The sequence below is a fragment of the Chromohalobacter sp. 296-RDG genome, from assembly GCF_029889885.1.
Taxonomy (GTDB): Bacteria; Pseudomonadota; Gammaproteobacteria; order Pseudomonadales; family Halomonadaceae; genus Chromohalobacter.
Genome location: NZ_JARANY010000005.1, coordinates 44,363 through 67,986, shown reverse-complemented (window position 1 = coordinate 67,986; position 23,624 = coordinate 44,363). Strand labels below are relative to the sequence as shown.

Here is a 23,624-nt window from a genome sequence, read left to right as displayed (position 1 = left end):
GACAACCGCTTCACGTCGCTTCAGGCGGGCATGTCATTGGCCATGCGCAGCGCCTGACGCGACGAGGTGATGGTGGGGCGTAACATCCTCCACTGCCGACCGGCTTCGTCCGAGTCCGCCTGGCGCGCCGCGCGCTCCAGGGCATCGCTTCCGTGTACAAGGCGCGTCAAGGCCAGCGACGACGATTCGCCCTTGAGGCGATGTGCCAGCTCGGCCGTACGCGTCATGTCCGCTTCGACGACGGCAGCCTCGAGCGCCTCCTCCAGCACTCGCGACTGATACTGCCAGGCGGCTACCAGCGCGCTACGCTGTGCCGCACCCAACGTCTCACCGAGCGTCGCGAATTCCTGGCGATCGAGGAGCGCCGGTAGCGTATCCGCCGACTCCGCTCCGCCAGACGGGCGTACCTCGTCTGACGCGATCACCTCTTCCGGATCACGTACGCCGAAACGCACCAGGACATCGACCAGCACTTGCTGGCGTATGGGTTTCGTCAACACTTCCGCCATGCCGGAGGCCAAGGCCCGTTGATGTTCCTGAGTAGTAACGCTCGCGGTCATTGCGAGCAGAGGTGTGGCCTGGTTAGGGCCGTCCTGAGCGATAATCCGACGTGCCGTTTCCGGTCCATCGAGCGTGGGCATGCGAATATCCAGGAAAATCAAGGCAAAAGACGTATATTCGGTCAGCGCCAAGGCAGCCTCGCCGCTGTCGACGACCTTCACTGTATGTCCGAGACGCTCGAGCATAGCCACGGCCACCTGGCGATTGACGGGGTTGTCCTCGATCACCAGCAGGGGCGCCGTGCGTGCCGCCGTCGCATCCCATGTTTCTCCTGACGGAATGTGCTTCACTCCACTCTCGGCATCGCTGGGCAATGGCAGTTCGAACCAGAAGCGGCTGCCCTCGTCGGCCGGACTCGAGACGCCTATACGTCCCTGCATGGCCTCCACCAGACGCTTGCTGATGGCCAGGCCCAGGCCGGTCCCGTTCTGCGTGGCGACTCCTTGGTAAAAGGGCTGAAACAAGCGTTCGCGGTCGACATCATCGATACCGCAACCGGTGTCACTGACTTCGAAATGTATCCAATTGCCACGCATCGGCTTGACGATCAGCGTCACGCTGCCTTGCCGCGTGAACTTGAGCGCGTTGGAGAGCAGGTTGAGCAAGATCTGGCGCAAGCGCCCCACATCGCCTACCAGGTACTCGGGTACCGCAGGCGAGATGACACTCAAGAACTCGATATGCGTGGCACGCGGCTCGAGCAATCGCATCAAGGATTCGACGAGTTCGGGGAGCGAAAACACTTCACGCTCGATATCCAGATGCCCGGCCTCGATCTTGGAAAAGTCCAGCAGATCATTGATCAACGCCAGCAGCTGTGAACCGCTGTCATGGATGGTCTCGACATATTGATGCGAGGTTTCATCCAGCGCGCGTTCGCGCAGTAGTTCCGTCATACCCAGCACACCGTTGAGCGGTGTGCGTATCTCATGGCTGACGGTGGCCAGGAAATCCGACTTAGCCTGGTTGGCGGACTCGGCATGACGCGCGGTGTCCTGAAGCTCCTGGCTCAGATGCTCCAATGCTCGTCGCGCCGCGATATTCTCTCCCGCCTCCTGGAAAAGGAAGCGGATCACCAGCACGGTGGCGCCGCACATCAGCAGGATCAACGCCAGCAAGGCCGCATACAGCGCCAACTGCACTTCGCGCTCGCGCGTCTTGGATTCGGCAAGATAGGCGTTGACCGACACGACGAGGCGCTCGCTGAGGCTGCTCAACGTCTGCAAGCGTTCATCCAGCGAGGAAAGCTCGGGTGATTCAGGGGACATCCGTTTCAAGGCGGAATCGAGCGCATCGCTGCGCGACAGGATCTCCGGCAACAACGCTCGCGTCTCGGGCAGTGACTGGAACAGTTCGGCGATTTCGCCCTCGCGCAGCAGGTTGATGCGGCTATACAGCAATTCGAAGCGCATGCGCACGTCATCGAACTTTTCCGGACTCTGTTTGGCCTGCAAGACGGCATTACGCATCTGGATAGTTTCCCGATCCAGCTTGTAGGCCGCCCAGACGGCGTCGCCGGCAACGCTCTTGGCCAAGACTTCCTGTCGCCAGATGATCAAGCTGACCACCACCAAAGCCGCGGCGAAAAACAGAATCGCCGCGCAGGCCCCAAGCTTGAGCCGCATCGGCAAACGCGACACGAGATGGATACGGGAACGCCAAGCCATGGTCATTCCACGACGATACGCGCGACCTGCCAGACCGAGCGGAAACGCACTTCCTCGGTCTGCAGTTCAGGATAATCATCGAAAGGATAGAGTACGAACAGCGGGCCGTACTCACGCACCGGCATCGGCTCGCCATCACGCCGCATGGCCAGAATCACCCCGTACTCTTTTGCCTCGGCCAGCGGTACATCGGCGGCGAAATCATTCAACGCGACGACGTGCAGCGAATCGCCGCGAGCGCCGACCGCATCGTAAATCGCGCTCAGTAAAGGGCCTCTGAAGTGCGATGAACCCTCAGTCCAAGGGGTGTGCGTGACGATAGTGCCTTGTGGCAATTCCTGGAGCATGGCGCGGTCGAACCGTGCCACACCGCCACCGTTGGTACGCGAGATATTTCCCTCCACGGTTAGCATGACCTCCCCTTCAGGTGTCGACAGTGGATGGGCATGCACCGCCGCGGCGACGCACATGAGCAAAAAGAAGCCCAGCCCAGCCGTCACACCTGAGCGCTTCAAGCATTGCCTCAGCGTCATCAAGACACGCATGGTTAGCCGTCCCATCCGAGTGCGAGCAAAAACGTCATACCGCTACCAATGACCCTACCACCGCAACAGGGTGCTTGCATGTCATACGCGATTGGCGATTGTCGTGACTGATCCATCCGCCTCACTCCAGCACCTCGAGGCGGTCATGACGCGTAACACGGCCTTCGTTTTCGGCAACCAGGTTCTGCCCGAAATACACCTTGCCACCCTCACCACGCCGGTAACCGGCCAGCGTACGCAAGGGCTCGCGGCCCTCCTTGAATGTGCCCGTGGCGGGGTCGACGCTGATCATCGCGCAGCGAGCACAAGGCTTATCGACGCGGAACACAACCTCACCGAGACGGATGCGTCGCCACTCGTCCTCGGCATACGCCGAGGTATCAGCGATCACCAGGTTGGGGCGAAACTGTGCCATGAGATGCTGCTCGACCGTACGCGTGTTGAGATCGGCCAACGAGGCCTCGGAGATCAATAATAGCGGGTAGCCGTCGGCAAAGCTGACGCGCTGTTCGATGGAATGCCGATAGCGCGAGGACTGCTCGCCCAGCCACAACAATCGTGCGGGCTCTCCCGCCACCTCGCTGAACCAGGCATCGAGACGTGCATGCGTGGTCCAGGCATCGAAATCGTCAGCCCATACCGTAGTGGCGAAAGTCGCCAGATCGAAGCTCCCTACCGCCAGTTCCAGTGCGGGCAGTTGCGGATGCGACAAGCTCAGCGTCTGACCGTCAAACGTCGCGGTCACGCGCTGCAACTGAGGATGCGTGCGGGCAGTCAGAAAGGTGCCATCGGGTTTGGCGACCATGAAACGCCGATCGCCTACTATCCCTTCCAAGCCGACCCATGCCGATTCTTGCATGCGCCCTGCAGTGGATTTGATGGGATAAAGGTGAATCGCGGAAAGCGTCGCCATGGCAACCTCATTGGGAGTCTAGGGATTGAGAGGATATTTCTGAGCATTGTCGCAAAAAATACCGACGGTCGCCTCGATAGTGGCATGCCATTCCCGTTTCGAGCGCGCATTCGAACATACAGACATCGTCAACGAGCGACAGCCACCATCAAAAACGCCCGCCTCTCTCGAGGCGGGCGCAGCAACGGCAAAGCGTCCGTTTACGCCGTAGCATCGGCATGCCGGCTCGGTGTCGGCCGCCTGCGGCGCTGCAGCCAGACGACGAATGCGAATACCGCCAGTCCCGGTATCCACATCCATTCCTTCGGCCAGCGCTCGACGGGCGCACGGATCGACACGATCTCCTGGTCGAAATCGAAGCCCAGTTTCTCCGCCTGGCTATTGAAGTCGGTCATGTCGACCAGCGTCTTGCCATCCTCCTGCATCAAGGTCAGGCCCAGGTTCTGCATACGCTCGCTACCGCTGTCTCCCTCCGGCGCCGGCACCAGCATCACGAAACTGGTCGGTGACCCATAGGCATCAAGACCGTCGACACGAACACGCAGGTTGCTATCGTCATCGATGGCGCCTAACGCCTGCTCGAACTGTGCGGGCGGAATGTCCCGATACGGGTCGTGAATCATGTCCATCCAGAACCCGGGCCGGAAAAGCGTGAAAGCCACCAGCAGCAGCAGCAGGCTCTCGTACCAGCGATTTCTCACTACCATGTAGCCCTGCGTGGCGGCGGCGAAGATCAGCATCGCCCCCGTCGCCACCACGAAGATCAATATGCCGTGCCACCAGTTCACATCGATCAACAGCAGATCGGTATTGAAAATGAACAGGAAAGGCAGCGCCGCCGTACGCAAACTGTAATAAAACGCCTGGAAGCCGGTGCGAATGGGATCGCCCCCGGAAATCGCCGCGGCGGCGAACGAGGCCAACCCCACCGGGGGCGTCACATCGGCCATGATGCCAAAATAGAAGACGAACAGATGCACCGCGATTAGCGGTACGATCAAGCCATTTTGCTCACCCAGTTGGACGATGACCGGCGCCAAAAGCGCGGAGACTACAATGTAGTTGGCAGTGGTCGGCAGGCCCATGCCGAGAATCAGACTCAGCACCGCCGTCAGCATGAGCATCAGCAATAAATTGCCCATAGACAGCGTTTCGACCAAATCGGCCAGTACCAATCCCACCCCGGTCTGCGATACGGCACCGACAATGATGCCCGCCGCCGCCGTGGCGATGCCGATACCGATCATGTTGCGTGCACCGTCGATCAAGCCATCCCAGAGATCGACGACGCCACGCTTCACTTCATTGCCCAGCGCGCCGCGGCCACGGAAGAATGCCTCCAGTGGGCGCTGCGTCAGGATGATGACGATCATGAGCACGGTGGCCCAGAACGCCGAAAGCCCTGGCGACAACCGCTCAACCATCAGGCACCACACCAGCACCACGACGGGCAGCAGAAAATAAAGCCCCACCATTACCGTGGGCCGCGTTTGCGGAAGCACTGAGATATCGCTATTGGCATCATCCTGCTCAAGCTCGGGGTAGCGTGACCCTAGCTTGAGCAGTGCCACATAGATCACCGCCAGCCCCACGGCGGCCACCCATGGCATAGCCTCACCCAACACCGGCTTCAGCCACCCCAGCCCGTAATACACGATCAGGGCCAGGGCCATGATCCCGACCAGCCCGGTCAGGAAACCGACGATTTTCTGCAGCCATGGGCGTACAGGATTGCTGCTCTCGAGCCCCCGCATATTGGCCTTGAGCGCCTCGAGGTGAACGATATAGATCAGTGCGATATAGGAAATCAACGCCGGCAGGAAAGCATGCTTGATGACCTCGACATAGGAAATGCCTACATACTCGACCATCAAGAACGCCGCAGCCCCCATCACCGGGGGCATGATCTGTCCATTGACCGACGACGAGACTTCGACAGCGCCGGCCTTGGTCGGAGAGAACCCGACGCGTTTCATCATGGGAATGGTAAAAGTACCGGTGGTTACGGTGTTGGCAATCGAGGAGCCCGAGATAAGACCCGTCATGCCCGAGGCGACGACCGCCGCCTTGGCTGGGCCGCCGCGATAGTGGCCCAGCATCGAAAACGCCATCTTGATGAAATAATTGCCGGCCCCTGCCTTGTCCAGCAAGGCACCGAACAATACGAACAGGAACACGAAGCTGGTCGACACGCCCAAGGCGATGCCGAACACGCCTTGCGATGTTAGCCACTGGTGATTGACCAGGCCATAAAGGCTCACCCCGCGATGCGCTAGCATCCCCGGCATGTAGGGGCCGGCCAGCGAATAGACGATGAACACGCTGGCCACGATCATCAGCGGCGGTCCAAGCGCACGCCGCGTGGCTTCCAACAGCAACAACAAACCGATCACACCGATGATGACATCCTGCAGGATCGGTGCACCGGGGCGTTGTGCAAGCTGCTCGTAAAAGAAATACATGTAGGACGCCGCGAAGGCGCCTATCAATGCCAATCCCCAGTCCAACAACGGCACTCTGCCGCGCGGCGAACGCTTGAAGGCCGGATAGGACATGAACGCCAGGAAGATGGCAAAGGCCAGATGGATGGAACGTGCCTCCGTGGCACTGAACACCCCAAAGCCAAATACGAAAGGTAAGGGCGAAGCGATCCAAAGTTGGAACAACGACCAGACCGCCGCCACGCAAAGCAGCAGTTTGCCAACCGGCCCGGTGGGCTTACGAGCCCCGGTCTCGTTGGCGGCCAGTTCTTCAAGCTCGGCCTCTCGCGTGGATGCTGTCGACTTATCGTCTTGCATACTGTCGTCCCGGTGGTGTCGGTCAGGGCGTGCTTCGCGTGCCCTGACCGACCAAAAAACACATCACAGTCGCTTGTTTCATTCGCCACCGCGTGGCCAGAACCAACGATGCGCGGCGCCGAAGCGGCCGCGCATCGTCTAGCACGACATCAAGCTAACGTTTACAACCAACCACGCTCTTTATAATAGCGTTTGGCGCCTTCATGCAGCGGCGCGGAGAGACCGTCGGAAATCATTTCTTCCGGTTTCAGGTTGGCGAAGGCCGGGTGCAGACGCTTGAAACGATCGAAGTTGTCGAACACCGCCTTGACCACTTCGTAGACGACATCGTCATCCACTTTGGAAGAGGTCACGAAGGTAGCCTTGACGCCGAAGGTCTCGACGTCATCGTCATTGCCCTTGTACATGCCCCCCGGAATGACCGACTTGGCGTAGTAGGGATACTCATCGACCAGGCTATCCACCGCGTCGTCATTCAGGGGGACGAGGTTGGCATCGACGGTCGTGGTCGCTTCCTGAATCGCACCGTTGGGGTGGCCAACCACGTACGCCATGGCATCGATGTTGTTATCCGCCAATGCCGAGGCCATTTCGGAGGCGCCCAGCTCGGAGGCCAGCGAGAATACGTCGGTATCCCAGCCTTCGGCGTCCATCAGCACTTCCATGGTGGCACGCTGACCGGACCCCGGATTACCGATGTTGACGCGCTTGCCTTTGAGATCTGCGACCCCGTTAATATCGGCATCCTTGCGCGCCAGAACGGTCAACGGCTCACCGTGCACAGAAAATACCGCACGCAGGTCTTCCATCGGCTCCTTGAAGTCACCCTCGCCATTGTAAGCACGGTACTGCACGTCAGACTGCGCGACGCCCATGCTCAGCTCATCGGACTTGATGCCGTTGATATTGGCCACGCTGCCACCGGTAGACGGCGCGTTACAGCGAATGTTGGTGTCTTCCGAGTTGCGGTTGACCAGACGACAGATCGACTGACCCACCACGTAGTAAACTCCTGTCTGCCCACCTGTCCCGATGGTGACGAAGCGCTCCTGATCCTGAGCCATCGCCGGCGTCGATAGCGCAGCGGCACCCAGCAGGGCCCCGGAGAATAACGCAGCGGTAAAGGCGTAACGTTTCATGCATGCACCTCTTTAACATTATTGTGACGAGCCGATCGCAAGGCCGAAGCCACGACCGGCAACAGGGAGCGACCGAAAAGCACCGCGGACGCAGTACACTCCAGCGCACTCAATTCCCTTGCACTCAGCCTAGGCAATATGTGCCAAAGCCGATAGTCGGCAGGCATGATAACCGCCCGTTGCGCCAACCGGAACAGACGTTTGCCATATCGAGCCCGCACTCGACTATCGTCTAACCCAATACCCACGCCTATCCCGACAAGACGGTGAACAGCATCTTTACTGACAGCGCCATCAAGACGAACGCGAAGATGCGCTTGAGTGTGGACACGGGCAGACGATGGGCGAGCCAAGCACCCAGTGGTGCGGTGAAGAAGCTCACGCTCGACATCAGGATCACCGCCGGCCAGTAGACGAAGCCCAGCGTCCCTACGGGCAACCCCGGCTCTCCCCAACCGTTGATCAGATAGCCGACCGCCCCTGCCAGCGCGATCGGCAATCCCACCGCCGCGGACGTACCGATCGCGCGCCGCAAGGAGACGTTGCACCAAGTGAGAAACGGCACCGTAAGCGACCCGCCACCGATGGCGACCAAAGCGGAGATACCGCCGATGCCCAATCCCACGCCAGATACGCCCGCTGGCCCCGGCAAGGTCCGCGAAGGCGCAGGCTTGAGGTTGATCAGCATCTGCGTCGAGACGAACGCCATGAAACACGCGAAGAAGATCGCCAGCCCCGTGGTCGGCACGTGCGCAGCAAGAAACGTGCCCAGGAAAGTGCCGACCAGGATTCCCGGTGTAATGAAGCGCACCACCGACCAGTCCACGCCCCCACGACGATGATGCGCTCGCAGGCTCGCCAGCGAGGTGGGTACGATGGCGGCCAGCGACGTCCCCAACGCCACATGTACCAAGGTGTCATGCGGAAAACCCTGCAGGGCGAACAGCGATGTCAGTAGCGGCACCATGATGCCGCCACCGCCGACCCCCAGCAGGCCGGCGAAAATCCCCACCACACCGCCCAAGGCCAGATAAGCCAACCACCATATCGGATCCACGTTACTCACTCCTTATCATCGAACGTTCGACGCTACGTCAGCGCCGACCATCGGCCCGCCAGCCTAGTGTGGCGATAGCAAGGGCACGACCGGAAGACGATCGCCCACCTCGATGCCATGTCGACGGAAGTAACCAGCATTGACTTCCAGCGCCGCGCGAAACGGAACCTCGGCCGCATAACGGGGGCACTCGGCGCTGGAAGCGACCTGACACGGCAGCATGCGCCGGATGGCGCGTACCTCGCCGTTCGCGCCCAGGAAGGCTATATCCAGCGGAATACGCGTGCGATACATCCAGAATGCTGTCTCGGCGGATTGTTGAGCTTCATAAACGAACAGCATGCCGGCATCCGGCGCGAGCGTATCGCGATCCATCAGCCCCTGGGCCCGCTCCTCGGCCTGCCTGGCCACTTCCACCGACAGCGTCTCTCCGGCAATTTCCAAAGTGGCACGCTCGAGTGTCGAGCGCTCCTCTGCGAACGCCGGCGCGAGTGTCAGCGCAAACAAGCCCAACACCATCCACCCCGACACGTACAATGTCCGCTTCATACGCTATCCTCTTGCCTTCTATCAACCAACGCGAATGATGCCTAGGCACTCTCTGAAAAGTCGACGAGCGAAGGTCAGACAAGGCAAAAATCAGCGAAAAAGCGGAGTTTACGGGGTGTAAATGAGCATTTTGAGCTGATTTTTAACGCAGTATGGCCGAGCGCAGGCAGTTTTCAGACGATGCCTAACGTCACTCGCCTACAAGGATACCCCGTGCCACTTCGCGACCTCCTGCTCGGCCTTCTGGTCATCGTCATCTGGGCCTTCAACATCATTGTCATCAAGGTCGGCGTGGACGACATGCCACCCCTGATGTTGATGACACTGCGCTTCATGCTGGTCGCCGCCCTGGTCGTGCCCTTTACTCGCATAACACGACGGCAACTGCCGTGGCTGCTGGTGCTGTCGGTCACCTTCGGGGGCCTGCATTTCCCACTGCTATTCCTGGGCCTTGAGCAGGCCGAGGCCGGCACCGGCGCCTTGCTGGTACAGATGGGTACGCCCTTTGCCACCTTGCTCGCCGCCGTCTTCCTCAAGGAGCATCTCGACCTGCGCCGGTTGCTCGGCTTGTTGCTGGCCTTCGCCGGCGCGGTGGTGCTCGCCGGCGGACCGGCGTTGCCTAATGTGACGGCTACGTTGACGCTCTTGACCAGCGCCCTGGCCTGGGCGGTGTCGACGTTGATCATCAAGCGTGCGCCGGCCATCTCGCCGCTGACGCTGGCCGGGTGGATCGCGCTGTTCGCGATTCCCCAGGTCGCATTGGCCAGTTGGCTTTTCGAGACTCAGCACATGCAAGCGCTTCGCCATGCCGACTGGATCGGCTGGGGCGCGGTATTCTACACGGCGGTGATGTCGTCGATCATCGCCTATGGCTTGTGGTATTCGCTGCTGCGCCGCCACCCGGTCAACCGGGTCGTTCCGCTGACGTTGTTGATGCCGGTCATCGCCGTTTTTCTCGGCGTCTGGCTGCTCGGCGATGACCTGGATAGTCACAAGCTGCTCGGCGGGGCGCTGGTCATCGCCGGGCTGGCGGTGATCAACCTGCCGGGAAGGCAGCGTGCTCGCGCCGCGCCCTGAAGGCCCTTATGTCACGACCACATCATGGCGAGAGATCGTCACGCTGCGCAGCCGCGCTTGCAACGCTTGGCCCGCATGAAGTCCCATCTGACCAACCGCTTCACGGGTGAGGCGCGCCCGCAACGCCTGCCCGCCGACATCCAGCATTACCTCGACGAAAGGGCCATGGGCTTCGTCACCGATCTCCCGCAGCGTCGCCGGTAGGCAGGCGACATCCGGCAGCGGCGGCGCCCATGTGGAGGCGACGCCCACATCGCGCGCTCGCAGGCGCAAGCGCACCGCATCGCCGACCGCTCCCTCGAGACGTGCAACACTCAGCGTCTCGCCCTCGGCCATGCCCGGCAGCGCCAGTCGCGTCAAGCAAAGCGCCTCGTCATGCGCGGCGATACGCGCCTCGAGCAACGAAGACGCCTCGAAACGCCCCGTACGTGGCCCCAGATCGAGGCGCGTAAACATCTCGTCCACCGGACCGCTCGCCATCACCCGCCCCTCTTCTATCAATGCCACGCGATCGGCCAGCGCCCCGATTTCACGCGTATCGTGACTGACGAAGAGAATCGGCACCCCAGTATCGCGCGCCAGACGCCGGATATAGTGCAGGAGCTCTTGCTTGCGCGCGCCGTCCAGTCCGGTGAGCGGCTCGTCCATCAACAGCATGCGTGGGCGCGACAACAACGCCCGGCCGATGGCCACGCGCCGTACCTCTCCTCCCGAGAGTCGCCCCGGTGTACGCGACAACAAATGGCCGATCCCCAAAAGCTCGACAAGGCCATCGAAATCCGCGCGCGCCGCGCGCGGCATGCCGTAGCGCAAATTGCCGCGCACCGAATAATGCGGAAACAGCCGTGCTTCCTGAAACACGACGCCCAACTGGCGCCGATGGGGCGGCACCCATCGGCGACGCTGCGTATCCACCAGCCATGTATCACCCAGCCGAATGGTGCCTGCCTCGGGCACCTCTAATCCAGCGATCAATCGAATCAGGCTGCTCTTGCCGCTACCCGAGCGCCCGAACAACGCCGTGACGCCTTCCGCCGACACCGCAAGTGAAGTGTCGAGTGTGAAAGCCCCGAGTCGCTGAAAGACCTGCGTCTCAAGCATGGCGTCCCTCCAGACGTCGGCGTGCGCGCCGCGCCAACCACTCCGACGCCACCAGCGCGATCAACGCCACGATCACCGAAATCAAGCAAAGCCGCGCTGCGGCGGCCTCCTTTCCAGGCGTCTGCACCAGGCTATAAAGCGCTAACGGCAAGGTGCGCGTCTCACCGGGAATGTTGGAGGCAAAGGTAATCGTCGCACCAAACTCGGACAGCGAGCGGGCAAACGCCAGCACGCCGCCGGTCAGAAGGCCCGGCAATATCAGCGGCAGGGTCACCGTAAGAAAGGTTTTCCAACGGCTCGCACCCAGCGTGCGCGCCGCCTCCTCCAGCTTGCGATCGACCGACTCCAGCGACAGGCGCACGGCACGTACCAGCAAGGGAAACGCCATCACCGCCCCGGCAAGTGCCGCCCCTTGCCAGGTAAAGGGCAGACTCACGCCAAGCGTTTCGTGCAGCCATTGGCCCAGCGAGCCTTGTCGCCCCAGCGACACCAGCAGCAGATACCCCACCACGACCGGCGGCAGCACCAGCGGCAAATGCACGATACCGTCGAGAAGTGTCTTGCCGGGGAAGTCGAAGCGTGCCAGCACGTAGGCCATGCCCAGCCCCGGCAACAGAATCGCGGCCACCGCGACACCGGAAACACGCAGGCTCAGAGCCAGTGCCTCCCATTCCAGCGGTGTCAGCATCAGCTATCCCCGGCGCTCAGCGTCGCAAAGCCGAAACGCTGGAAGATGGCGCTCGCCTCGTCACTTTCCAGCCACTTGGCCAACGCCGCGGCCTCCTCACTGGGTGACTCGCCGATCAACGCCACTGGATAGACGATCGGGTCATGAGAAGCGTCGGGAAAGGTGCCCAGCGTCTTGACCTTATCGCTGGCCTGGGCATCGCTAGAATAGACGATACCCAATGGCCCCTCGCCGCGCTCGACCAGCGCCAATGCACTGCGCACGTTGTCGGCACGCGCCAAACGTGGCGCGAGCGCTTGCCACTGACCCAGCGATGTCAGCGCCTGCTTGGCATAGATACCTGCGGGGACATGCTCCGGGTTGCCGAGTGCCAAACGCCCCTCTCCCAACCGTTCGGCGATCGAGGCGGTCTCATCCAAGGTTAAACGGTCAAGATCGCTGTCCCGAGGCGCAATCAGCGCGAGGCGATTGCCCAGCACATCGTGACGATGCGACAGCGTGATCCCATCTTGCGCACCGAGCCAATCCATCCAGCGCTCGTTAGCCGAGAGATACACAGCCGCCGGCGCACCGTTGGCGATCTGCCGGGCCAAGGTCGACGACGCGGCATAGACGGGCACGATATCGACATCGTGATCGCGCTCGTAGGCCTCGGCCAGCGCACCGACGGCATCGGTCAGCGAGGCCGCAGCAAAGACTTTGACACGCTCCGCGGCCAGCGCCGAAAGGCTTGCCATGCCCAGCGACAGGGCCAAGGCATGGACGATAAAAATGCGAACCAGCGAACGACGTAACATAGAACTCCAGGCCTGGCGGCCTTGATATGGATGACGAGTAATCAGCTTATCGAAAATAGCATGCGCGATGGCCACAACCCAGGCACCCGCCAGGAAGCCGTGCCGAACGAAACAGGGAGGCCGAAGCCTCCCTGCACGATACGAGCATTCGTTCGATGCTTAGAAGTCGAGGCTCGCCCCTACCCAATAGCGACGCCCATCGTCTACGTAACCATATTCGTCATAGCCGACGTCTTCGTCGAACATGTTATAGACACCGAGCATGAGCTTGGCCTGCTCGGTCACCCGCCATGAGCCGCCACTGTCCACGAAAGTGTAGGACGGCGCTCGGGTCGTATTGGAGGAGGGCCCCTCGACGGGCTGGCTCTCCTTGCCACGATAGGTCAGACGGGTCCAGGCGTTGAGTCGCGCCGTCGGCGCCCAGTCCAGCGTGCCGCTGAACTGATGTTTGGGCAACTGGGTCAACGGATTGCCTTCGTATTCGCCGCTTTTCTGCTCGGAATCGGTGTAGGTATAGCTCGTCGACAAGGTCAACGTCTCGGTCAACGGCGACGACAGCGAGAGCTCTACGCCTTGCGTCACGGCCTCGTCGACATTGATGCGGGTATTGGTGCGAAGGTTGCCGTCGTCGTCGGTATCGAACTGGGTCACCGGAGGGCACGCCGTGGCCGACCCACAACGTAGCCGAGTGATCTTGTCGTCGAAGTCGTTGTGAAACAGCGTCACACTGGCATTCAAACCGCGTGGGGCGCTATACAACAAGGCAAGCTCCTTGTTGAGCGATGTCTCAGGCTCGAGATCCGGATTGCCATAGGTGGTTCCTCCACGGCTAATGGCCCCCCAATCAGCCGTTACCTCACGCAGCCCCGGGGCGCGATACCCCGTAGAGACACCACCTTTCAATGTCCAGCCCGGCGCCGCCTGCCAAACCCCATACAGACGCGGGCTGATATGGCTACCATAGTTTTCGTTGTCATCCAGGCGCACCCCGCCAGTCAATGAGAAATCTCGCGTCAATAACCATTCATCCTCAGCAAACAGCGCCCACTGATCGTTACTGACGTGGGTCCGGTCGGAAATCTGGTTGGTGTTCTGATCATCGAGCTCTTCTTTCTCATAGCTAGCGCCGATCGTCACAATATGATGCGACAATGGGAGTACCCACTGGGTGTTCGCTACGGTGTTGGATATCTCGATATCACGCGACTTGTTATCGGTGGACTCTCGCTGGATGTAACTGTCCGAGGTGGCAAATCCCCAGCGCCCGGTATGGGTCAGCGCATAATGTTCTCGGTCATGCTCGGAGTAGCTATCGGTACAACCGCCTCGACATCCCTCTGCCGGAGCTGACTTTCCGGCATGCGACGCGCGATCCTGTGTCTCCTTGCCCACCTCAACGCCGAAATCGTGATTCTCACTCGGGGTCAGCGAAAACTGGGCGGTCAGGCTCTGTAGATCCTTGTCTTCGTAGCCTTGCTCGATGTCATCTTCCTCACGCTTCTGGTACTGGCTATAAACCTGCAGACCCAGCAGATCGTCGACTAACGGCCCAGCAACATAAAACTGACCCTGATTGGCATTGCCCGAGTCGCTGTCTTCCTGAAGCGTGGCTTCGGCGCGTACGTTGCCATGCCAGTCGTCGGCCACCTTGCGCGTGATGACGTTGATGACCCCACCGATCGCATCCGAGCCATAAAGCGTCGACATCGGCCCACGAATGACCTCGATCCGCTCAATGGCCTGCAGTGGCGGCAACCAGTCCTGTTCGAATCCCGCGCTCCCATTGGGACGCGACTCCCGCGACGCCTGTCGGCGCCCATCGACGAGCATCAAGGTATATTCTGCTGGCATGCCACGCATGCTGATATCGGCGCCATTATCGCCACGACCGCCTCCGGTGACGATAACGCCTGGTACATCACGCAAGGCGTCGGTGATATCACGGTAGGCCTTTTTCTCGAGCTGCTCGCGCGAAATGACACTGATCGATGCCGGGGCGTCCTGTACCTGCTGGGCGTACCCGGCAGCGGTCACGACGACATTGTCCAGCTGGACATCGTCATCGGCGGCATAGGCCAGCGGCGTGCCAAACGCAGTGATGGCGAGTGCCAGCGCCGACGGCCATACATAATAGGACATGATGCGTTGTTCTCCCTGATGAATCCCGCTCCGACATTAGCCGAAGCTTTTGCATGATATTTTTATAATTAATGCGAATTTTTATCATTTAGATTCTTTCACAGAGAGCACGCCAGGTCACGGGACAGGGCGTTTCACAATCCGCAACACAACGAGATACCGTTACAAGCGTTAATGATTTTCAAAAACGTCGTGCAATATGCCAGAATAATGACCCACTCCACGCACCACGCTGACAATGGCCTAAGGCATGCACGATCTCGATGAACTGACCGCGTTCGCCTCGGTCATGGCGTCCGGCAGCCTGACCGCCAGCGCCCGAGAACTGGGACTCGCGAAGTCGACACTCAGTCGGCGCATCAGCCAGTTGGAGGAACGGCTGGGTCAGCCGCTGCTACGACGCCAAGCCAACCGCGTTCTTCCCACCGAAGCCGGTACGCTCTTTCTCGCCTACAGTCAGCAGATACTGCACCTCGCCGAACAAGGACAGCAAGCACTCGACGACTTGCGCGCGGATGTCAGCGGCACGTTGACCGTCGAGGTACATAACGCCTTTGCGCGGGGCTGGTTCAGCCAGCAGATGGAAGATTTCGTGGCACGTCACGCAGGCGTGCGGCTGAATCTGCATACCCGTGTGACGCCGCCCACAGGCCCTGAAGACGAAACCCTATGCGTGTGGTTAGGTAACGTCGCCGACTGTGGTCTACGGCAGGAGACGCTTGGCTACATGCGTCGCGGGGTCTATGCGCACCCCGATTATTTCCGGCGCCATGGCATGCCTCGTCACCCCCGCGAACTAACCGAACACGCCTGGATCGATCTACTCGGTACCAGCGAACAAGGCGTGACGTTACATCACGCCCGCGAAGGAGAAACCCGGATCACGCTGCCGCCGTCACGCCTGCACGTGGATCAGTACGCCCTGCACATCGATGCCATCGCACGAGGGCGCGGCCTGGGTCTGCTTCCCCATTGGATGGCCGAGAAACGACTCCAGCATCATCCCGGCAGCCTGGCGCCTTGCCTCGAAGAATGGGCGCCCTCGTCGCTTCCCATCACCCTGCTTTACCCGTTCGGGCGTTTACCTCGCAAGAGCATCACTCTTCTCGAACAAATTCGTCAGACCGTGCCGGATAGCTGGCGCTTGCATTCGCATATCCCTCCCGAGCGCGTTTGCACGCTAGACTGACAGTCTCAAAATGGCATGCTGTACTCTTTTATAAAAAATCGGTGTATCTAAAAGACCGGGTCATATAAAAGACGAGTGCATGTGGACGCCGGTTCATGCTGAATGCCGATGTGCAGGTGCCACGCATTTAGATAGCATGCTCACATATTCACTTGCCTTGGCGAATGGGAGAGGGAATGGGTCTCAAGGAAATCGCTGTCGGTGGCATTTATCTCAGTCCGCTGCTTCTCTATACCCTGTTAGGGTTCATCGGCGCACTCATCGTGCGTACCGTATTGCACCGACTCGTCGGGCAACATGTTCCTTGGTTCGAAGCGTGGTTCGATGTCGCCTTGTTCGTCATCATTACCGCCGCCGTCGCCTTTGCCTTCTCGTCTACTGCTGGAATCGTTTAAATGCGCACACCGCTACGCATGCTGATCACTCTCGTTATCGTGGCACTGGCCGTCGCCGCCGGCGTCTGGCTCTGGCATTACTACCTGTATACGCCATGGACCCGCGACGGCCGCGTTCGCGCCGACGTCGTCACGATCGCCCCGGATGTCTCGGGCTGGGTGCGTCAGCTGCCGGTGAGCGACACGCAACAGGTCGAGCAAGGCGAGACCCTGTTCCAGATCGATCAGTCGCGTTACCAAACTGCCGTCGACAAGGCCCAGGCCATAGTCGCATTGAACAAGGCAAAGTTAGAGCTCAAGCAACATGAGGAGAGCCGACGCAACAACCTGAGCAATCAGGCCATCAGCAGCGAGGATCGCGAAGTCGCGCGGATCGATACCCGCGTGGCGAAAGCCAATCTCGACGAGGCCCAAGCCGATCTTGAAAGCGCCCAGCTCGATCTGAAGCGCACCGTGGTCGAGGCCCCCGCCGACGGGCATATCCTCAATCTGCGCCTTACCGAGGGCAACTACGTCTCGGCCGGCAATGCAGTGATGGCGCTGGTCAAAGCGGATTCCTACTATGTGACCGGGTATTTCGAAGAAACCAAGATGTCACGTATCGAAGAAGGCGACACCGCCAGGATCACGCTGATGAACGGCGATACCGAATTGCGTGGCCATGTCACTGGAATCGGTCGCGGGATCGCCGATAGCAATACTTCACCCAACGAGCAGCTCTTGCCCCAGGTCGAGCCAACCTTCAATTGGGTCAGGCTAGCGCAGCGGATTCCGGTGCGCATCGCGCTCGACGAAGTCCCCGACGAGACGCTGCTCAGTGCCGGCATGACCGCTACCATCCATATCGTCGACGAGACGGATACCGACTGAGCCGCCCATGTCGCCCTGGCTGGAAACCTACCTCACCCCTTCGAAGGCGTCACTGCAGTTCGCCACCAAGACCACATTGGCGATGCTGCTGGCGCTTTATATCGCGCTATGGTGCGATCTCGACCGACCCTACTGGGCGTTGATCTCAGCGGCCTTCCTGCAGATCCGGCCAATGAGCGGCATGGTCGTCGAGAAGGGCATCTGTCAGATCAGCGGCACGCTCATCGGTGCGTTGGTCGGCATCGTGATCATGGCCTTCTTCGCCCAGGCTCGCGTACCCGCCCTGGTGGCACTGACGCTATGGATCATGTTCTGCGCCTACGGCAGCTCGCTGTTGCGCAACAATTTTGCCTACGGCTGCATCATGGGCGCCGTCACGGCGATGCTGATCGTGGTGATTTCCTCCAACCAGCCGCCGAGCGGCATTTTCGATATCGCCATCGCACGGCTCTCCGAACTAGGGCTCGGCGCCCTCTGTGCCACCCTGGTCAGTGCCCTGTTATGGCCTACACGCGTCAAGGACCACCTGGCGAATCAGGCCGATGAGGTGATCAATCACGCCTTCACGCACGCCGGGCAACGCCTCGACGCCGGCGATGAGCTGGATGTCATGCAGCAATCGTTGACCGCCAGTCTCGAGCCGCTGACGATGCTCGAAACCGACAGCCAGGCGGCGCGCTACGAGGGCCCCGATGGTGCCGGTCGCATCCGTGCCACGCACGTGCTCACCCGGCGCACGTTGCGTTTCTTCGCCACATTGGGTGCGCTTTATCAGTTGCTACACGACCACGGCGATCGCATCAACGCGCCGCTGCATCAACTGGCCAAAGAAATCGCCGACGGCTTTCGCAATGCAGAGCACGTGAAAGGCGTACCCGCCGCACGCCGCCAATTACAGGACCTGCGCAAGCGCGCTCACGGCTACTCCGACACGCAACTCGATCCCTTGCAGCGGCGTGTGCTTCTAGCGCTGCGCGAGGTACTCGGTCATGCCATGATCATGCTCGACGCGCGCGAGGCCATTGCCCATCCAGGGCGCAAGCAACTACGTGGCGGATCGCTGTCCTGGCACCGCGATCATCTCGTGGCGTTGCTAAATGCCGGCCGCGCGGGACTGGTCTTTTCATGTCTGGCCACCTTCTGGTTGCAGACACACTGGAACAACGGCCAGGTCGCGATGCTGCTAGGCACTCTGTTCTCGGCGTTTTTCGCCACGCGCGATAATCCCGTTACGATCTGCATGATGTTCTTCAAAGGCATGCTGGCTGCATTGCCCAGCGCCTTCCTGTTCGGCCATGTGCTGCTCTCGCAGGCCAACGGGTTTCCCATGCTCGCCATGCTCTTCGTCACGCCGCTGTTCCTGGGGCTTCTTGGCGCTTCCAACCCGCGCTTGATGGGCTACTGCCTTGCCTTCACTATCTTCAATATTCTGCTGACCATGCCCGGCAATGGGATGGACTTCTCATTCGACAGCTTCGCCAATCGTGCCATCGCCGTCATCGTCGGACTCAGCGCCGTGGTGATGGGATTCCGCTTGCTCCCCGGCCTGGGCACGCCAATTCGACGCCGGCGCTTGATCGGCGCCATCAGCCACGACTTGCGGCATATCGATGAGCAACCCTTGCATGAAGCCGAAAGCCGCTTCAGCGGCCATATGGCCGACCGTCTGCTGCAACTCGCCCGGCATGACGACATGCTGCCCGAGGATCATCGCCACCTGTTCATGATCGGCCTCAACGGTCTCGATCTGGGGCGCTCGTGCTTGCGCCTGCGCCACCGCCTGGAAGATGCATCAACACCAGTACGCGACGCCATGCAACATCTTCTGGCCACGCTGGCCAACGGCTTCGAGGACAGCGCCCATGGCCGCTCGCCCCAAGGCATCAACGAGGCCGGCCAAGCGCTGGATGCCGCCATCGCGCGCCATGGCGGCATCGAGGAAGACGCGCGCGAGCTTATCGAGGGGTTGATTGAGCGACTTGTCCTGGTGCTGGACCGTCAGGCCGAGGTCATGGCCGAGCGTCAGACACCGGCCATCTCCGCGACCAAGAGCGCCTGACGACCAACGCCATCCGAGAGATAAATATGCAGATTCGACCTTTCCAGCCCGTCGATGAAGAGAGTGTCATTGCGCTCTGGGAGCGCTGCGAGTTGACTCGCCCATGGAATGACCCACGCCGCGACATCGCACGCAAGCTCGCGGAAGATCCCAGCCTGTTCCTGATCGGAGTGGAAGCGGACACTGTGATCGCCAGCGCCATGGCGGGATACGACGGGCATCGTGGCTGGGTACACTATCTGGCGATCAGCCCCGACTGCCAGCGCCGCGGCCTGGGCCGCCAATTACTCGCCGCCGTGGAGCGCGCCCTGCAGGCCCGGGGCTGCCCAAAGCTGATGCTGATGGTTCGCAACGAGCATCCCGCGTTGATCGACTATTACCGCCGCCAAGGGTACGACGAAGGTGACTTCGTGACCCTTGGCAAGCGCTTGATCGCCGACGACTGACTCAGTCGCGGTCGACGGCGAAGGCGGACCACGCTTGGCGTGTCGGCATGACTTCAAGACGATTGACGTTGACGTGTGCCGGCAGCGAGACCGTATAGCAGATCAACTCGGCGATGTCCTCAGCCTCGAGTGGCGTGGTGTTGCCGTAAAGCTTGTCGGAGGCCGCCTGATCGCCGCCGGTGCGCACCAGCGTGAACTCAGTCTCGGCCATACCCGGCGCGATATCGGTAACCCGCACGCCGGTGCCTTGCAGATCGCAACGCAGGTTATAGGAAAACTGCTGCACGAAGGCCTTGCTCGCACCATAGACGTGGCTGCCCGGATACGGCCACTGCCCCGCAACCGAGCCCAAGTTGACGATACTCGCCCCGGCCCCGGTCTCGATCAGCGTAGGCAGCAGCGCATGCGTCACATTGACCAGCCCGGTGATGTTGGTATCGATCATCGTATGCCAGTCGTCCAGGTCCGTCTTCTGCGCCGGTTCCGGTGCCAGGGCCAAACCGGCATTGTTGATCAACGCCTTGACCGCGCGGAAATCTTCCGGCAGCGCCGCAACGACGTCCTTGATCGCTTCGGCGTCTCGCACGTCGAGCACCGCGGTATGCACAGGCACCTTGTCGTTTAGCTCCTTCTCGAGATCCGCGAGACGCTCCGCGCGCCGACCAATGAGAATCAACGACCAGCCAGCCTCGGCGAAACGCCGCGCTGCGGCGCGCCCGAAGCCCGAAGTCGCCCCGGTAATCAATACGATATCGCTCATGTTTTGCTCCTTCTCCACATATGCCTTGCCGCCAATGCGTGTTCACGGCGCGATCAGCCAGGATAGCCGCCTTCGATGTCGACGATGCGCGTGGCATTGCGCCCTACACCACCATGCAGGTCCAGCATGCGCTCGATCCAGGCATAGACCGGATCGGCATTGGAGACAAGATCCGCCGTCGAGACACACCTTGCCCACATGAAATGACCGAATACCAGGTAGTCGGCACCGCCAGGCGCTTCGCCGTCGAGGAAGTCGGCCTCTTCGAGACGCCCACGCAGCGGCTCAAGGGCTGCATCGAGTGACGAGAGCCCTTTGCTGGGCGCATGCATTTCCTCGAGGCTACGGCCCAGCGCCTTTTCACGCGTTTCACGAAAATACGCCTGATCGTCGGGATGTACGGCATTGAACAAGTCCATGACGATGGTGCGCAAAATCCCGGGCGCCAACGCCCGCTCGCTGTAGAACTTGAAGAAGCGCGCGCGGGACGCCGCCGTATCGTCTCCCAGCAGCGGATTTTGCGGATACACGCGATCCAGATAGCGGAAGATCTCGTAGCTATCGGTGACCGAGGTATCGCCATCGACGAGTACCGGCACCTTACCTTGCCCCGAAAACGCGATCGCCTCTTTCTGGGTAAACCGCCAAGGGATGAAATCGCATTCCAGCCCCTTGTGCGCCAGCGCATAACGCACACGCCAGCAGTAAGGCGAAAACCGCAGCCGCTCGTCACGCCCGCTCAAGTCGTACATCTGCAACGCCATGCCACTGCTCCTTTATTCAGCATAGACTTATCGTGAGAGTACCCACGCGCTGGATCTACGACGCTACCACATGCCGCGCAATCGCGCCTACGGCGCACGCACCTGGGCCACTATGTCCGGGAAAAGACTCATCTATTAGTCGAACTCATACCGCGTAAAACGCCTCACCAACGCTCTTCGTGCCTCCGACGAAGGTCACAAGAAAATACATATAAGTTTGATTTTGAAAGATATTTTAAGTTCATCAATTTCCTGGCGTTATTGGTAATACCAATTATCCAACAATTGGCCGTATCGCATTTCACGTTTATCTTTTGCTCGATGACGGGCGACATCCGTCTGCCTCCGTCTTGCGCTGCACAACAACACAATCAGGGGCACTTTCATGAATCAAACGCTGCTCTCGCTACTCGCCTTCCTGCCATTGGTGCTGGCTGGCGTACTACTGATTGGCTTACGAATTCAGGCCAAGGTCGCCATGCCCGTAGTCTTCGTGGTGACCGCGCTGATCGCCTTGCTGGCCTGGGATATGACGTTCACCCGGGTCGTTGCTTCGACGTTCCAGGGACTGATCCTCACTGCGGGCCTTTTGTGGATCATCTTCGGCGCCATCATGCTACTCAATACGCTGAAGCACTCCGGTGGCATCACCGCCATCCGCAACGGTTTTTCCAGCATCAGTCCCGACCGACGCGTACAAGCGCTGATCGTCGCCTGGCTGTTCGGCTGCTTCATCGAAGGGGCCTCCGGTTTCGGGACTCCGGCGGCCGTAGCGGCGCCGCTGATGGTGGCACTGGGCTTCCCCGCGCTGGGTGCCGTGACCGTGGGCATGATGATCCAGTCCACGCCGGTCTCCTTCGGCGCCGTCGGCACCCCTGTCGTGGTAGGCGTCACCAGCGGCCTCAACCGCAACGCGATCACCGAACAATTGACCGCCAGCGGCTCGAGCTGGGAAAGCTTCTTTCGATTGGTCGCCTCGGAAGTCGCCATCACTCACGCCATCGTGGGGGTACTGATGCCGCTGATCATGGTCATCGTGATGGTGCGCTTCTTCGGCGCCAACCGCTCCTGGAAGGAAGGGCTCTCGATCACGCCGTTCGCGCTTTTCACTGGCATTTCCTTCGTGGTGCCCTACGCCCTGGTGGGCGTCGTCCTGGGGCCTGAGTTCCCATCGATGATCGGCGCCCTGGTGGGTCTGGCGATTGTCGTGCCAGCCGCCAAGAAAGGCTTTCTGCTGCCCAAGGACACCTGGGACTTCCCAGACAGCACGACCTGGCCGGACGAGTGGCTCGGACGCCTGGAAATCAAGATGGACCAGGTCGCCGGCAAGGCGCCGATGTCGGTCTTCATGGGCTGGGTGCCGTATGTGCTGCTGGCGATTTTGCTAGTCATCTCACGCACCGTGCCGTCGGTCACTTCGGCGCTGCAATCGATCAGCCTGAGCTGGAACGATATTCTCGGCGAGAGCGGCGTGTCGGGCAGCCTTCAACCGCTGTACCTTCCCGGCGGCATCATCCTGATCGTGGTACTGCTTACCGTGTTGCTACACCGCATGCGTGCCGCTGAGCTAAGTGCGGCCTTCAGCGAGTCGACCAAGACGCTGCTGGGCGCCGGATTCGTATTGATCTTCACCGTGCCCATGGTGCGCATCCTGATCAACTCCGGCGTCAATCAGGCAGACCTGGTTTCGATGCCCGTGGCCATGGCGCAACTCGTCGCCGATGGCGTGGGGCATGTCTACCCATTCTTCGCCCCCGCCGTCGGTGCGTTGGGAGCGTTCATCGCAGGCTCCAACACAGTCTCCAACCTGATGCTCTCGGACTTCCAGTTCAATGTCGCCGAGGCTCTGGGGCTGTCCACGGCAATGATGGTGGCGCTGCAGGCCGTGGGGGCCGCCGCCGGCAACATGATCGCCATTCACAACGTGGTCGCCGCCTCAGCCACCGTGGGGCTGCTGGGCCGCGAGGGCACTACGCTGCGCAAGACGATCCTGCCGGCGCTTTACTACCTGACTTTCACGGGTCTCATCGGCTTGATCGCGTTCTACGTGATTGGGGTAAGCGATCCACTACTCGGCTAGCCCGCACCTGCCGAACACCCCTTATAAATA

Annotated in this window: 20 protein-coding genes; 7 read left to right on the top strand and 13 right to left on the bottom strand. The window is 60.7% G+C overall.

The window, feature by feature from the left end:
* Positions 1–20: 20 nt before the first annotated feature.
* The 7 genes from OP495_RS03780 to OP495_RS03750 all read right to left on the bottom strand — a co-directional run bounded on the left by OP495_RS03780 (position 21) and on the right by OP495_RS03750 (position 9,229).
* On the bottom strand, positions 21–2,228 hold the full coding sequence (locus OP495_RS03780) for an ATP-binding protein (RefSeq protein ID WP_280567340.1): 2,208 nt from the start codon (positions 2,226–2,228) through the stop codon (positions 21–23).
* A gap of 2 nt (positions 2,229–2,230) precedes the next feature.
* Entirely contained in the window at positions 2,231–2,641 is a 411-nt protein-coding gene (locus OP495_RS03775) for an oxidoreductase (RefSeq protein WP_280563230.1), read from the bottom strand.
* A gap of 253 nt (positions 2,642–2,894) precedes the next feature.
* Positions 2,895–3,686: an MOSC N-terminal beta barrel domain-containing protein gene (locus OP495_RS03770; protein ID WP_280567337.1), complete on the bottom strand. Its 792-nt coding sequence runs from the start codon at positions 3,684–3,686 to the stop codon at positions 2,895–2,897.
* 200 nt (positions 3,687–3,886) lie between these two features.
* Positions 3,887–6,484: a TRAP transporter permease gene (locus tag OP495_RS03765; RefSeq protein ID WP_280567333.1), complete on the bottom strand. Its 2,598-nt coding sequence runs from the start codon at positions 6,482–6,484 to the stop codon at positions 3,887–3,889.
* A gap of 161 nt (positions 6,485–6,645) precedes the next feature.
* Entirely contained in the window at positions 6,646–7,623 is a 978-nt protein-coding gene (locus OP495_RS03760) for a TAXI family TRAP transporter solute-binding subunit (protein ID WP_280563233.1), read from the bottom strand.
* A 250-nt stretch (positions 7,624–7,873) separates the two neighbouring features.
* Positions 7,874–8,680 carry a sulfite exporter TauE/SafE family protein gene (locus OP495_RS03755; protein WP_280563234.1) on the bottom strand — a complete coding sequence of 269 codons (807 nt, stop codon included), beginning with the start codon at positions 8,678–8,680 and terminating at the stop codon, positions 7,874–7,876.
* Between the two features lie 63 nt (positions 8,681–8,743).
* A complete protein-coding gene (locus tag OP495_RS03750) occupies positions 8,744–9,229 on the bottom strand; it encodes a DUF192 domain-containing protein (protein WP_280567330.1) in 486 nt (161 codons plus the stop codon).
* 213 nt (positions 9,230–9,442) lie between these two features.
* Here OP495_RS03750 and OP495_RS03745 point away from each other — a divergent pair, with 213 nt between their 5' ends.
* Complete coding sequence (locus OP495_RS03745; protein WP_280567327.1) at positions 9,443–10,306, top strand: EamA family transporter; 864 nt, start codon at positions 9,443–9,445, stop codon at positions 10,304–10,306.
* Positions 10,307–10,312: 6 nt separating this feature from the next.
* On the opposite strand, the gene modC is transcribed toward OP495_RS03745, so the two are convergent.
* From modC to OP495_RS03725, 4 genes are all read right to left on the bottom strand, one after another.
* Positions 10,313–11,407: a molybdenum ABC transporter ATP-binding protein gene (gene modC / locus OP495_RS03740; RefSeq protein ID WP_280567324.1), complete on the bottom strand. Its 1,095-nt coding sequence runs from the start codon at positions 11,405–11,407 to the stop codon at positions 10,313–10,315.
* A complete protein-coding gene (gene modB / locus OP495_RS03735; protein ID WP_280567321.1) occupies positions 11,400–12,095 on the bottom strand; it encodes a molybdate ABC transporter permease subunit in 696 nt (231 codons plus the stop codon). The genes modC and modB overlap by 8 nt, the downstream gene beginning before the upstream one ends.
* Entirely contained in the window at positions 12,095–12,892 is a 798-nt protein-coding gene (modA, locus tag OP495_RS03730; protein ID WP_280567319.1) for a molybdate ABC transporter substrate-binding protein, read from the bottom strand. The genes modB and modA overlap by 1 nt, the downstream gene beginning before the upstream one ends.
* 159 nt (positions 12,893–13,051) lie before the next feature.
* Entirely contained in the window at positions 13,052–15,031 is a 1,980-nt protein-coding gene (locus tag OP495_RS03725; protein ID WP_280567316.1) for a ligand-gated channel protein, read from the bottom strand.
* 250 nt (positions 15,032–15,281) lie between these two features.
* On the opposite strand from OP495_RS03725, the gene OP495_RS03720 reads away from it, so the two are divergent.
* From OP495_RS03720 to OP495_RS03700, 5 genes are all read left to right on the top strand, one after another.
* Positions 15,282–16,220, top strand: a complete 939-nt coding sequence (locus tag OP495_RS03720) for a LysR family transcriptional regulator (protein ID WP_280563243.1) — start codon at positions 15,282–15,284, stop codon at positions 16,218–16,220.
* A 176-nt stretch (positions 16,221–16,396) separates the two neighbouring features.
* Positions 16,397–16,615 (top strand): DUF1656 domain-containing protein, encoded by a 219-nt coding sequence (locus tag OP495_RS03715; RefSeq protein ID WP_280563244.1) that lies wholly within the window; start codon positions 16,397–16,399, stop codon positions 16,613–16,615.
* Complete coding sequence (locus tag OP495_RS03710; protein ID WP_280563245.1) at positions 16,616–17,485, top strand: efflux RND transporter periplasmic adaptor subunit; 870 nt, start codon at positions 16,616–16,618, stop codon at positions 17,483–17,485.
* A gap of 7 nt (positions 17,486–17,492) precedes the next feature.
* Complete coding sequence (locus tag OP495_RS03705; protein WP_280563246.1) at positions 17,493–19,544, top strand: FUSC family protein; 2,052 nt, start codon at positions 17,493–17,495, stop codon at positions 19,542–19,544.
* A 26-nt stretch (positions 19,545–19,570) separates the two neighbouring features.
* Entirely contained in the window at positions 19,571–19,990 is a 420-nt protein-coding gene (locus OP495_RS03700; protein WP_280563247.1) for a GNAT family acetyltransferase, read from the top strand.
* A 1-nt stretch (position 19,991) separates the two neighbouring features.
* Here OP495_RS03700 and OP495_RS03695 read toward each other — a convergent pair whose 3' ends face one another.
* Positions 19,992–20,750, bottom strand: a complete 759-nt coding sequence (locus OP495_RS03695; protein WP_280563248.1) for an SDR family NAD(P)-dependent oxidoreductase — start codon at positions 20,748–20,750, stop codon at positions 19,992–19,994.
* Between the two features lie 53 nt (positions 20,751–20,803).
* Entirely contained in the window at positions 20,804–21,514 is a 711-nt protein-coding gene (locus tag OP495_RS03690) for a glutathione S-transferase N-terminal domain-containing protein (RefSeq protein ID WP_280563249.1), read from the bottom strand.
* A gap of 385 nt (positions 21,515–21,899) precedes the next feature.
* Between OP495_RS03690 and OP495_RS03685 the strand changes: the two genes are divergently transcribed.
* A complete protein-coding gene (locus OP495_RS03685; RefSeq protein WP_280563250.1) occupies positions 21,900–23,594 on the top strand; it encodes an L-lactate permease in 1,695 nt (564 codons plus the stop codon).
* Positions 23,595–23,624: the final 30 nt, after the last annotated feature.